This is a genomic window from Streptomyces sp. NP-1717 (genome assembly GCF_022695985.1).
Lineage (GTDB): Bacteria > Actinomycetota > Actinomycetes > Streptomycetales > Streptomycetaceae > Streptomyces.
The window spans coordinates 1-11307 of record NZ_JAAPBF010000234.1; the positions used below are offsets into that span (position 1 = coordinate 1).

Here is an 11307-nt window from a genome sequence, read left to right on the forward strand (position 1 = left end):
AGGTGGTACTTCTGCGTACGGCGATTAAGGGGCAGTTGTGAACGACGGTGGTCAGAGGCAGTACGGCCCGCTCGGCGCAGCCTTGGTGATCATCCCGACCTTCAACGAGGCGGAGAACATCAAACGGACCGTCAGCCGCGTGCGCGCGGCGGTCCCGGAGGCCGACATCCTCGTGGCCGACGACAACAGCCCCGACGGCACCGGAAAGCTCGCCGACGAACTCGCCGCCGACGACAGCCAGGTCCATGTCCTGCACCGCAAGGGCAAGGAAGGACTGGGCGCGGCCTATCTGGCGGGCTTCCACTGGGGCATGGAGCACGGCTACGGCGTACTGGTCGAGATGGACGCCGACGGCTCCCACCAGCCCGAGGAACTGCCCCGTCTGCTGACCGCCCTCAAGGGCGCCGACCTCGTGCTCGGCTCGCGCTGGGTGCCCGGCGGCCGCGTGGTGAACTGGCCGCGGACGCGCGAGATGATCTCCCGCGGCGGCAGCACGTACTCACGGGCGCTGCTCGGCCTGCCGCTGCGCGACATCACCGGCGGCTTCCGCGCCTTCCGTACGGAGACGCTCGACCGGCTCGGGCTGGAGGAGGTCGCCTCGCAGGGCTACTGCTTCCAGGTCGACCTCGCGCGCCGTGCCGTCGAGGCCGGCTGTCATGTCGTGGAGGTGCCGATCACCTTCGTCGACCGGGAGCTCGGCGACTCCAAGATGAGCCGGGACATTCTCGTGGAGGCGCTGTGGCGGGTCACCGCCTGGGGCGTCGGTACCCGGGCCAACCGCATGCTCGGCCGGAAGCCTCTCTGAATCCGGCCGTCCCCCGTACGACAACGCGAGCCGCCGCCAGGCACACTGGACACATGACGACCGGCGCACCGCCTCCCGCGGCCCCGAAACGCTCCCGAGCGCGCAGAATTGTTCCTCTGGGCATCGCTCTCTGGCTGGTGCTCGAAATCTGGCTCCTGACCGTCGTGGCCGAGGCGACGAACGGGCTGACCGTGCTGTTGCTGCTGATCGGCGCGGGCATCCTGGGCTCGGTGGTGGTGAAGCGGGCCGGCCGCAGGGCGTTCCGGAATCTCACCGAGACTCTTCAGCAGGCGCAGCGGCAGCAGCAGAACCCCGACGCCGCCGGGACCGACGAGAGCGCGAACACCAGTTCCGGCAACGGTTTCCTGATGCTGGGCGGCCTGCTGATCATGCTGCCGGGGCTGATCTCCGACGCCGTCGGTCTGGTCCTGCTCGTGCCGCCGGTGCGGACGATGCTGAGCCGGAAGGCCGAGCGCTCGCTGGAGCGCCGTATGCGCGCCGCCGGACCCGGGGGCCTCGGGGACGCGTACCAGCAGGCTCAGCAGGCCAGGATGTCCCGCCCGGACGGCAAGGTCGTGCAGGGCGAGGTCATCCGGCACGACGAGCCGCGCCCGCCGGGCGACTCGGACCGCGACGGGCCCCGCCCGCCCCTGACGCACTGAGGGCGCCGGCCACCGAGGGGTGGCGAGCGCGAAAGCCGTGGGCCGCGACACTGTGTGTGTCGCGGCCCACGGCTTCTCGCATGTGCTGTTGTGGCGGTACCGAGAGGGTCAGGCCGACTTTCGGCTGTCCCGCGGGTGCACCGCGATGTTCATGGCGCCGGAGCGCAGGACGGCCAGCCGTTCGGCCAGCACCTCCTCCAACTCCTCGCGTGTGCGTCGCTCCATGAGCATGTCCCAGTGCGTACGCGCAGGCTTGCCCTTCTTCTCCTCGGGACCATCCCCGTCAACCAGGAGTGCCTGGGCGCCACACGCCTTGCACTCCCACTCCGGCGGAATTTCCGCCTCTACCGAAAACGGCATCTCAAATCGATGGCCGTTCTGGCATGCGTACTCCACCGCCTGGCGCGGGGCCAGATCGATGCCGCGGTCCGTCTCGTAGCTGGTAACCACAAGTCGCGTGCCGCGGAGAGCTCGCTCACTCATGAATCGTGCCTCCCGGGCTTGTCGCCCACAGGACAGGTGTCGCTGTCGTCGTCATCCGGTCAACGTCCGGTCGGCGGTAAAGATTCCCGTTGCGGGTCATGCGTCGCCCGTCGTGCCGCCCCTTACTTACCCGCCAGTGCCCGGTTTGTCACATCTAGCGCTGGATGTCATCCCGTGTTTTCGCTTCTGTGACACGCAGTAACGGTCCGGCTGGCAGGCCAACGGCGTACACTACCGCGCTTTCACTTCAACGTCTAAATCCGCTCCGGCACGGGGTTTCCCGCCTCGGCCACGGCCCGGCGGACCGGCACCCGGGCCAGCAGCGCGAAACCGATCACGAAGAAGATCACCAGGGAGAGGATCGCGTCCCGGTAGCTGCCGGTGACCTGATAGGCGAGCCCGAACACCAGGGGCCCCAGCCAGCTCAGCCCCCGGTCGCTCATCTCGTACGCGGCGAAGTACTCGGCCTCCTTGCCGCGCGGTACCAGATGCGAGAACAGCGAACGCGACAGCGCCTGGCTCCCGCCGAGCACCATGCCGATCGCGGCGGCGAGGGCGAAGAACCAGACCGGCGCCCCGGCGGGCAGGAAATACCCGGCGCCCAGGATCAGCGTCCAGACGGCGAGCGAGGCGAGAATCGTCCGTTTGGCCCCGTGGGTCCGCGCCAGCCGTCCCATGCCCAGCGCGCCCACCACCGCCAGGACCTGCACCAGCAGCACGGCCGTGATCAGCGTCGTCTGGTCGAGACCCAGCTCCTCCGAGCCGTAGATCGACGCCTGGGAGATCACCGTCTGCACGCCGTCGTTGTAGATCAGATAGGCGAGCAGGAAGGAGAGCGTCAGGGGATGGCGGCGCATGTCGCGCAGTGTGGCCATCAGCTGCCGCCAGCCCGTACCGACCGACCCCTCGCCCGGTTTGCCGGCGTCCCCCGCCACCCGCCGGTCGCGCAGCCGGCTCAGCGGCACCAGCGTGAACGCGCCCCACCAGACACCGGCGGAGGCCAGACAGATCCGTACGGCCGTCGACTCCGAGACACCGAACGACTCGTGGCCGGTGTAGAGAATCAGGTTCAGTACGAGGACGAAGGCGCCCGAGGTGTAGCCGAACGCCCAGCCCCGTGAGGACACGGCGTCGCGCTCCTCGGGCGTGGCTATCTGGGGCAGATAGGCGTTGTAGAGCGCCATGGACACCGACAGCGAGGCGTTCGCCACGATCAGCAGGACCACGCCCAGCGCGTAGCGGTCGCCGTCCAGGAAGAACATGCCCGCCGTGGCCCCCGCCCCGACGTACGCCGCGACGGCCAGCAGCGGCTTCTTGCGCCCCGTCCGGTCCGCCATCGCGCCGGCCAGCGGCATCAGCAGCACGGCCAGCACGATCGAGACGGACACGGAGTACGCGAAGACCGAACCGGCCCGCACCGGGATGCCAAGCGGATGGACGAAACCGTCCGCGTCGGCCGCGGCCTTCGCCACGGACGTCAGATACGGGCCGAGGAAGACGGTGACGACGCTCGTCGAGTAGACGGAACACGCGAAGTCGTAGAAGTACCAGCCGCGCTGCTCGCGTATGCGGCCCGTCTCGTCGTCGGTCAGGCCCGCGGTGTCGGCGGTCACCCCGCGCCCCCTCATTCGTCCCCGGAGGGGACATCCGTACCGGTCAGTGCCAGACCCCGCGCTCGGTCAACACCGCGCGCAGCGTCTCCAGATGATCGGTCATGATGCCATCCACACCAAGGTCCAGGAGGGCCCGCATCCGATCCGCCTCGTTGACGGTCCACACGTGCACCTGGAGACCACGGGCGTGCGCCGTCCGTACGAAGCGCTCGTCGACCACCCGCACGCCGCTCTGGTCCCGCGGGACCTGCGCGCAGACGGCGCCCCCGCGGACGGGCGCGGGCACCCCGTACGAGCGCAGCCGCAGGCCGAGGACCCCGCGCACGCCGTACGACGTGGCGAGCCGCGGACCCGCCAGACGCTGGGCCCGCGCGACCCGCGCCTCCGAGAACGAGCCCACGCACACCCGGTCCCAGCTGTCCGTCCGCCGGATCAGCCCGATCAGCGGGCGCAGGGCGGGCTCCGCCTTCACGTCGATGTTCCAGCGGGCGTCGGGGAACTCCTCCAGGAGGTCCTCGAAGAGGGCGAGCGGTTCACCGCCGCCGACCCTCGCCCGGCTGATCTCGCTCCACGGCAGCTCGGAGATCCGGCCGCGCAGGTCGGTGACCCGGTCGAGGGTCTCGTCGTGGAACGCGACGAGCCGGCCGTCGGCCGTGGTGTGCACATCGGTCTCGAAGTAGCGGAAACCGAGTCCGGCGGCGCGCCGGAAGGCGGCCGCCGTGTTCTCGATCCCGTCGGCCGCCCCGCCCCGGTGGGCGAACGGGATCGGCGACGGATGGTCCAGATAGGGATGGCGTACGGGAGTCACGGCCGAAGTATGGCCTGCTCCGGAGAACCCCCGGCAAGGACCGCGCCGCCGTCGTCCGTCGCCGGGACGACGAAGACCCGCAGGAACAGCTGGGCGAGCGGCCCGATCGCCAGCGCGTAGGCGACCGTGCCGATCCCGACGGAACCGCCGAGGACGTAACCGGTGGCGACGACCGCCACCTCTATCCCGGTACGGACCAGCCGGACCGACCGGCCGGTGAGCCGGTGCAGCCCCGTCATCAGGCCGTCGCGGGGGCCGGGGCCGAACCGGGCGGCGATGTAGAGCCCGGTGGCCACGCCGTTGAGGACGATTCCGCCGACCAGCAGCGGGATCTGGGCGGCGAGCACGCGGCCGTCCGGGACGACGGCGAGGGTGCCGTCCATCGCGACGCCGACCACGAAGACGTTGGAGACGGTGCCCAGTCCGGGACGCTGCCGGATCGGGATCCACAGCAGCAGCACGACCGCGCCGACGGCGATCGAGACCACACCCATGGTCAGGCCGGTCAGTTCGGACAGGCCCTGGTGCAGCACACCCCACGGCTCCAGTCCCAGCCCGCCCCTGACCAGCAGGGCCGAGCTCACGCCGTACAGCGTCAGACCGGCGTAGAGCTGGAGGAGCCGGCGGGGGAGCCGCTTCCCACGGAGAGCGGGCGTGAGGGACAAGGCGCTGTCCTCCTGGAGTGGATCGAGTGGACTGGTACGTGTCACTCTGTGGCGGGGGGACTGCGGCCAACCATGGCCAATTCGGGGAAGGTGGACTGATTTCAATGGCTCAGTGGACTTCGGCGGTCGGGGCGGCCCAGCTCGCGCGCCAGCTCCAGGCCCAGCAGCCGCGACCCGCCGGCCCCGGCACCCGCAAACCGCCCGCCTACCGCGCCCTCGCCGACGGGGTCAGGCTGCTCGTCCTCGAAGGCCGCGTACCCGTCGCCGCCCGGCTCCCCGCCGAACGTGAACTGGCCCTCGCGCTCTCCGTCAGCCGTACGACGGTGGCCGCCGCGTACGAGGCCCTGCGCGCCGAGGGATTCCTCGAATCACGCAGAGGCGCCGGCAGCTGGACCGCCGTACCCGCCGGGAACCCGCTGCCCGCCCGTGGTCTCGAACCGCTGCCGCCGGACGCCCTCGGGTCGATGATCGACCTCGGCTGCGCGGCCCTGCCGGCCCCCGAGCCCTGGCTCACCACCGCCGTACGGGGCGCCCTGGAGGAGCTGCCGCCGTACGCGCACACCCACGGCGACTACCCGGCCGGGCTGCCCGCGCTGCGCCAGACGCTCGCCGACCGGTACACGGCCCGCGGTATCCCGACCATGCCCGAGCAGATCATGGTCACCACCGGCGCGATGGGTGCGATCGACGCGATCTGTCATCTCTTCGCCGGGCGCGGCGAGCGCGTCGCCGTCGAGTCGCCGAGCTACGCGAACATCCTCCAGCTGATGCGCGAGGCGGGGGCCCGGCTCGTCCCCGTCGCCATGGCCGAGGGACTGGCCGGCTGGGACCTGCCGCGCTGGCGCCAGGTACTGAGGGACGCCGCGCCCCGGCTCGCCTACGTCGTCGCCGACTTCCACAACCCGACGGGCGCCCTGGCCGGTGAGGACCAGCGCAGACAACTGGTCGAGGCGGCGCGTTCGGCGGGGACGGTGCTCGTCGTCGACGAGACGATGTCCGAGCTGTATCTGGACGGGGACCGGCCGGGTGCCGAACTCCCGCCGCCCGTCTGCGCCTTCGACCCCGCGGGCAGCGCGGTCCTCACGGTCGGGTCCGCCAGCAAGGCGTTCTGGGCGGGTATGCGCATCGGCTGGGTACGGGCCGCGCCCGAGGTCATCCGCTCACTGGTCGCCGCCCGCGCCTACGCCGACCTCGGCACCCCCGTGCTCGAACAGCTCGCGATCAACTGGCTGATGGGCACCGGCGGCTGGGAGCAGGCGGTCGGCATCCGGCGCGCCCAGGCCGCTGAGAACCGGGACGCGCTGGTGGCGGCCGTCCGCCGGGAGCTGCCGGGCTGGGAGTTCGACGTGCCGCGTGGCGGCCTGACGCTGTGGGTGCGCACCGGCGGACTGTCGGGCTCGCGCATCGCGGAGGTGGGCGAACGGGTCGGCGTACGGGTGCCGGGCGGGCCGCGCTTCGGGGTCGACGGCGCCTTCGAGGGGTATGTGCGGCTGCCGTTCACCGTCGGTGGCCCCGTCGCCGACGAGGCGGCCGTCCGGCTGGCGGCGGCCGCCCGCCTCGTGGAGAGCGGCGCGCGCGCCGGCGCGGACGCGCCGCGGACGTTCGTCGCCTGACCGCCCCGCCGTGGCTGTACGGCCCCGGCGGTCAGCCCTCGGCCGGTACGGCGGTGGGCATCGGCGCCTGGCTCTGCCGCGGTCGCGGCTTGACCCGGGCCCGGTCGGCCGGGCCGGGCTCCGCGTCCGGCCCGGCCGCCCGGGTGGCGGTGCCGGTGTTCTCCGTCACCGTGCCGGGCGCCGTGTGCCGGTCCGGGAGCAGGTCCAGCACCGCCCGCCGGTGCGCCTCGCTGGTGGCGTCGTCGTACGGATCGGGTGTGGCCGGGACCTGGAGCCGGAGCACCGGTCCGGTGCCGAGCCGCGCGTAACCCCGGCCGGTGGGGGTCTCGGGCGTGGGCGTGGTGTGCGGCGGGGCCCCGAGGACCGAAGTCAGCTCGTCGCGGGTCGCGGCGCCCAGCACGACACGGGCGCGGGTGTGCGTCCGTACGGTCCGGGTGAGCGTGTCCAGTGTGTCGAACTGTTCCGCCACGACCACCGTCACGTTCGCGGCCCGGCCGTGCCGCAACGGCACCTGGAGAAGCTCCTGCGGATCGGGCCGGCCGTCGGCCGCCGCCGGACGGGCGAAGGCGCTCGGCCGGTCCAGCACGAGCCACAGGGGGCGTTTGGCGTCCTCGGGCACGGCGTGGCCCGACTGCCGGGCACGGTTGGCGGCGATCAGCCGCCGTTCCGTCTCGTTGGCGGCCCATTCGAGACCGGACAGCGCCCCGGAGAGCCCGCACTCCACGGCGAGGACGCCCGTACGCCCGCTGAGGCTCGCGTACTCGCCGGTCCCGTTGCCCTCCACGATCACGACGTCACCGTGCGCGAGCGCCTGGAGGGCGATCGAGCGCAGCAGACTCGTCGTGCCGCTCCCCGGCCGCCCCACGACGAGCAGATGGGGCTCGGTCGAGCGGGCGCCCGTACGCCAGAGCACCGGAGGGGCGTCACGGGTCGTGTCGCCCTTCGTGACCGGCACGGTGCGCCGGACGGCGGCCGCGTCGGTGAAGCCGAGCACGGTCTCGCCCGGAGCGGTGACGAAGCGCTGGGCGGCGATATCGGTGGGAAGCGGCGGCAGCACGCTCATGACGAGCTCGTTGCCCTCCTCGTCCCAGTCGAAGTGGTACTCCCGGCCACGCCCGGACTTCGCGTGCAGCAGATGCTCGATCCGGACGCGGGAGGAGTCCTCGCCGTCGGTGAAGTAGGCCGGGTACGACACCCGCAGCCGGGTGAGACGCCCGTCGGCGTCGAACTCGTACTCGTCGAAGGCCTTGTCCCACTCGCCGCCGTGGGCGAAGAGGGGACTCGGGTCCTCCGGCACGGAGAAGTACGGCACCAGCGCCTCGTAAAGAGAGCGCAGGCGCTGGAGCTCCGCGTCGCTGGGCCCGTTGCGGGCCGGCGTACGGTCGCGCCCCTTCCAGCCGGCCACCGCCATCACCGTGATGAGGGTGAGGAGCGGTCCGTAGGGGAGGAGCGCGACGACCAGGGCACAGGCCGCCACCAGGAACAGCGCGGGACCACGCCGCTCCTTGGGCGTGGCGGCCCACTTCCGCCGTCCCGAGCCGGCCAGCATCCGCAGACCACGCGTGATCGTGATCAGCGGGTGGAGGACGTCGGTGGCGCTGTCGGCGGCCGAGCGGGCCATCACTCGGCTGCGAGCGATGTGAGCGCTGCCGCTGCTCAGAATGCGGGGGAGTGGTCGCCGGGCCACGTCTGTCTCCTGAAGGTGCGGAAGGTGTGAGAGGGACGGAGGGCGGTCAGAACTTGATCCCGCCCAGCAGGCCGGCGAGGCTGGCGCCTCCGGCCGTGATGCTCGGGGCGATGGCTGTGCCCGCGAGGTAGAAGCCGAAGAGTGCGCAGACGAGGGCGTGGGACGCCTTGAGCCCGTCCTTCCTGAAGAAGAGGAAGACGATGATTCCGAGCAGCACGACGCCTGAGATGGACAGGATCATGAGGGGTTCTCCTGGGTGAGGGGGACAGTCACCATGAGTTCTTCCATGCTCACAGTAAGTATCTAAGTGATAAAAGGTGCAAGTGAGTGAAATTCGATGAATTTCACTGGACCGGCGGACGCCGGAAGCTCGCGTACCGCTTGATGCGGCCTCTGTCGCCACGGAGCGGCCTACGGGGCAGTAATCTGTCGAATCACCCGTACGGCTCCACGGCCGTACGCCCCAGGTCAGCCGACGGAGAGGCGGTTCACCGATGAGCGAGACCCCGGACGACGCGGCTTCGGCCGGCGCGGCCCCGAGGGGCGGGGCTCCCGGCGGTGGCACACCCGACAGCGACGTCGTCGAACTCGCCACGAAGGTCTTCGACCTCGCGCGCCGCGGCGAGACCGAGACGCTCGCCGCCTACGTCGACGCCGGTGTCCCCGCGAACCTCACCAACGACCGCGGCGACTCACTGGTCATGCTCGCCGCCTATCACGGCCACGCACCCGCCGTCACGGCACTGCTCGCACGTGGCGCGGAGCCCGACCGCCCCAACGACCGCGGGCAGACGCCACTGGCCGGCGCGGTCTTCAAGGGCGAGGACGCCGTGATCCGCGCGCTGCTCACCGGCGGGGCCGACCCGGCGGCCGGAACACCCTCCGCCGTGGATACGGCGCGGATGTTCGGGAAGACGGACCTGCTGGAGCTGTTCGCAGCGCGGTGAAAGGAGGCGTCGTAAATGTGGTCGCGGTGGCGAAATGGGTGGGTCATCATGACGTCGGGCCCGGAAGGGGCCACCGACGAGAGGCAGAGGAAGATGGTCTACACCAAGCAGGAGACGACGGTCGAGCGATGTTGCCGCGCGGCCTAGGCAGCCTAGGCATCCCCACACTCCGGTCGCGTCGACAGCTTGATGTGAGGCTCTCCCCATGTTCGATCCAGTCATAGCGCCGAGCGGCACGCTGCTCGGCCTGCTGCAGAGGGGGCGCGGCGACGGCACGCTGCACGCGCTGGCCGCACCCCGCGCCGAGGCGCTCACCGCCCTCAACCACTGCGTCATGAACGACCCCCGCCACGACTGGCAGGTCGAGAACCGCTCCCTCTACTACGCACGTCTCTACCTGGACCTCCACGGCGATCTCGAACCGCTGGAACACCATCTCTTCCGTGTCGAGGACCACTTCGACACCGAGGAGTCGCGTACCGGGCTCTCCCTCGCCGTACTCGGGCACCTCGCCTCCTACGGAAGGGACGACGCCCTCGCGCTCCTGCGCCGGTACGCCGCCTCGGGATCCAACTGGACCTGGGCGCTCGACGAACTGGCGCTGCGCGACGACGACGCGGGCCTGCGGTCGCTCGCCCCGACGGTCCTCGCCAGATTCCCCGCGACCGCCGAGGGCGACGCGGAGCTGGCGGCCGCGCTCCGGGGCGCCTTCGAGCCCCGGCCCTGGCGGCTGTGGGCCGACGACCCGCGCGAGGCGGTCGCCGCCCGCGTCAGGGCGGCACGGGAACAGGGCTCCTTCGACCGATGGCAGCAGCAGATGCGGCCGACCGGTCCACGCCCCGGCTGGAGCGTCCAGGCCGTCTTCGAATGGGCGCAGGACGGCCTCGAACGGGGCACCACCCTGCACGTGCCCGCCGCCCGGTGTCTGACCGCGGTCGCCGGACCCGACGACCGCGCCGCGATCGTCGAAGCCGGGCGCAGCGCCCCCGACGGCGCACGCTCGGCCGCCCTGCACTATCTCGCCGAGGCCCGCGATCCCGCCGTGCTCGACCTCATCGAGACCGCGGCGACCGACCCGTCACAGAGCCTGGCCGAGGCCGCCGTCACCGCCTTCGAGCGGATGTGCGGCGACGCCGCGGTCGACCGGGCCCGCGGCTGGGTGCACCGCCCCGACGCCCTCGGCGCCTCCGCGGCCGGTGTCCTCGCCTCGCGTGGCGGCGCCCAGGACTCCCAGCTGGTGCTGGGCGCACTGCGCGAGGCCGTACGGTCCGACGGACCCGACGCGCCCCGCCTGTGGACCCTCGTCGACGGCACCGGGCGGCTCGGCATCGGCTGCGCCGCCCCCGTGCTGCGGCACGTCTACCGGGAGACCGCCTCCTCACAACTGCGCGGCCGTACGGCCAGGGCGCTGGCGGCCACCGACCCCTCGTACCCCACGGGATTCGCCGTCGAATGCCTCTGGGACTGCGAGGAGACCACCAGAGAGGTCGCCGCGCTCCACGCCGAGACCGGCGACGTACGGGTGGCCGACCGATTGCGGCGGCTCGCCGCGGATCCGGCCGAGGAGGCCGAGGTGCAGACCGCCGTACGGAGCCGGATCGGCCCGGACGCGCCCGCCGTCTGACAACGCCCCCCGCCCGGGGCACACCGGGCGGGGGTCTCCTGTGGGCGGGCGGCACGGACCCGCGGGTTCTACCAGGCAGGCATGGCCGTACGGACTCCAGCAGATGAACCGCCCGGCGCACTCCGGTATTGATCAGGGGCGCGAACGGTTTCCCAGCGGCCGAAGTTCCGCTCCGGCGACGGAAACACCAATGCTCACGGGACGTTTCCCACGCGGAAAGATCCACGTTGGCAGGACCACCCTCGGTACGGCGACAACACCGGTATGCGTGTCGTCATCGTCACCGAATCCTTCCCGCCCGATGTGAACGGCGTGGCGCACTGCGCCCTCCAGACCGCCCGGCACCTCGTCGCCCGCGGCCATGACCCGCTCGTCATCGCACCGGCCTCGTCGTCCGCGG

11 protein-coding genes and 1 pseudogene are annotated in these 11307 nt (G+C 71.8%); 6 read left to right on the forward strand and 6 right to left on the reverse strand.

Annotation, left to right across the window (positions count from 1 at the left end):
• Positions 1–37: 37 nt before the first annotated feature.
• Both GXP76_RS30205 and fxsA read left to right on the forward strand, forming a co-directional pair.
• On the forward strand, positions 38–805 hold the full coding sequence (locus GXP76_RS30205; RefSeq protein WP_242574801.1) for a polyprenol monophosphomannose synthase: 768 nt from the start codon (positions 38–40) through the stop codon (positions 803–805).
• Positions 806–858: 53 nt separating this feature from the next.
• A complete protein-coding gene (fxsA, locus tag GXP76_RS30210; protein ID WP_242574802.1) occupies positions 859–1467 on the forward strand; it encodes an FxsA family membrane protein in 609 nt (202 codons plus the stop codon).
• Between the two features lie 108 nt (positions 1468–1575).
• On the opposite strand, the gene GXP76_RS30215 is transcribed toward fxsA, so the two are convergent.
• The 4 genes from GXP76_RS30215 to GXP76_RS30230 all read right to left on the reverse strand — a co-directional run bounded on the left by GXP76_RS30215 (position 1576) and on the right by GXP76_RS30230 (position 5036).
• Entirely contained in the window at positions 1576–1950 is a 375-nt protein-coding gene (locus GXP76_RS30215; RefSeq protein ID WP_003959706.1) for an RNA polymerase-binding protein RbpA, read from the reverse strand.
• 254 nt (positions 1951–2204) lie between these two features.
• Positions 2205–3578 (reverse strand): MFS transporter, encoded by a 1374-nt coding sequence (locus GXP76_RS30220; RefSeq protein WP_277993988.1) that lies wholly within the window; start codon positions 3576–3578, stop codon positions 2205–2207.
• A gap of 28 nt (positions 3579–3606) precedes the next feature.
• Complete coding sequence (locus GXP76_RS30225) at positions 3607–4371, reverse strand: glycerophosphodiester phosphodiesterase (RefSeq protein ID WP_242574804.1); 765 nt, start codon at positions 4369–4371, stop codon at positions 3607–3609.
• Positions 4368–5036: a YitT family protein gene (locus GXP76_RS30230; protein WP_242574805.1), complete on the reverse strand. Its 669-nt coding sequence runs from the start codon at positions 5034–5036 to the stop codon at positions 4368–4370. The genes GXP76_RS30225 and GXP76_RS30230 overlap by 4 nt, the downstream gene beginning before the upstream one ends.
• Before the next feature lie 104 nt (positions 5037–5140).
• On the opposite strand from GXP76_RS30230, the gene GXP76_RS30235 reads away from it, so the two are divergent.
• Entirely contained in the window at positions 5141–6649 is a 1509-nt protein-coding gene (locus GXP76_RS30235) for a PLP-dependent aminotransferase family protein (protein WP_242574806.1), read from the forward strand.
• Positions 6650–6680: 31 nt separating this feature from the next.
• Here the strand turns inward: GXP76_RS30235 and GXP76_RS30240 are convergent, their stop codons facing one another.
• Together GXP76_RS30240 and GXP76_RS30245 are read right to left on the reverse strand one after the other, a co-directional pair.
• Positions 6681–8336 (reverse strand): ATP-binding protein, encoded by a 1656-nt coding sequence (locus GXP76_RS30240; RefSeq protein ID WP_242574807.1) that lies wholly within the window; start codon positions 8334–8336, stop codon positions 6681–6683.
• A 46-nt stretch (positions 8337–8382) separates the two neighbouring features.
• Entirely contained in the window at positions 8383–8577 is a 195-nt protein-coding gene (locus GXP76_RS30245) for a hypothetical protein (RefSeq protein ID WP_055611072.1), read from the reverse strand.
• Between the two features lie 253 nt (positions 8578–8830).
• Between GXP76_RS30245 and GXP76_RS30250 the strand changes: the two genes are divergently transcribed.
• The 3 genes and pseudogenes from GXP76_RS30250 to GXP76_RS30260 form a co-directional block, all read left to right on the forward strand.
• Positions 8831–9283: an ankyrin repeat domain-containing protein gene (locus tag GXP76_RS30250; protein WP_242574808.1), complete on the forward strand. Its 453-nt coding sequence runs from the start codon at positions 8831–8833 to the stop codon at positions 9281–9283.
• Between the two features lie 205 nt (positions 9284–9488).
• Entirely contained in the window at positions 9489–10907 is a 1419-nt protein-coding gene (locus GXP76_RS30255) for a HEAT repeat domain-containing protein (protein ID WP_242574809.1), read from the forward strand.
• Between the two features lie 264 nt (positions 10908–11171).
• Positions 11172–11307 (forward strand): annotated as a pseudogene (locus GXP76_RS30260) (glycosyltransferase family 1 protein); the annotation flags it as partial.

What these genes read in the sequence shown, in the direction of transcription:
- fxsA (WP_242574802.1), top strand. Translation starts at nt 859, where the DNA reads ATGACGACCGGCGCACCGCCTCCCGCGGCCCCGAAACGCTCCCGAGCG.
- GXP76_RS30215 (WP_003959706.1), bottom strand. Translation starts at nt 1,950, where the DNA reads ATGAGTGAGCGAGCTCTCCGCGGCACGCGACTTGTGGTTACCAGCTAC.
- GXP76_RS30220 (WP_277993988.1), bottom strand. Translation starts at nt 3,578, where the DNA reads ATGAGGGGGCGCGGGGTGACCGCCGACACCGCGGGCCTGACCGACGAC.
- GXP76_RS30235 (WP_242574806.1), top strand. Translation starts at nt 5,141, where the DNA reads ATGGCTCAGTGGACTTCGGCGGTCGGGGCGGCCCAGCTCGCGCGCCAG.
- GXP76_RS30245 (WP_055611072.1), bottom strand. Translation starts at nt 8,577, where the DNA reads ATGATCCTGTCCATCTCAGGCGTCGTGCTGCTCGGAATCATCGTCTTC.
- GXP76_RS30250 (WP_242574808.1), top strand. Translation starts at nt 8,831, where the DNA reads ATGAGCGAGACCCCGGACGACGCGGCTTCGGCCGGCGCGGCCCCGAGG.
- GXP76_RS30255 (WP_242574809.1), top strand. Translation starts at nt 9,489, where the DNA reads ATGTTCGATCCAGTCATAGCGCCGAGCGGCACGCTGCTCGGCCTGCTG.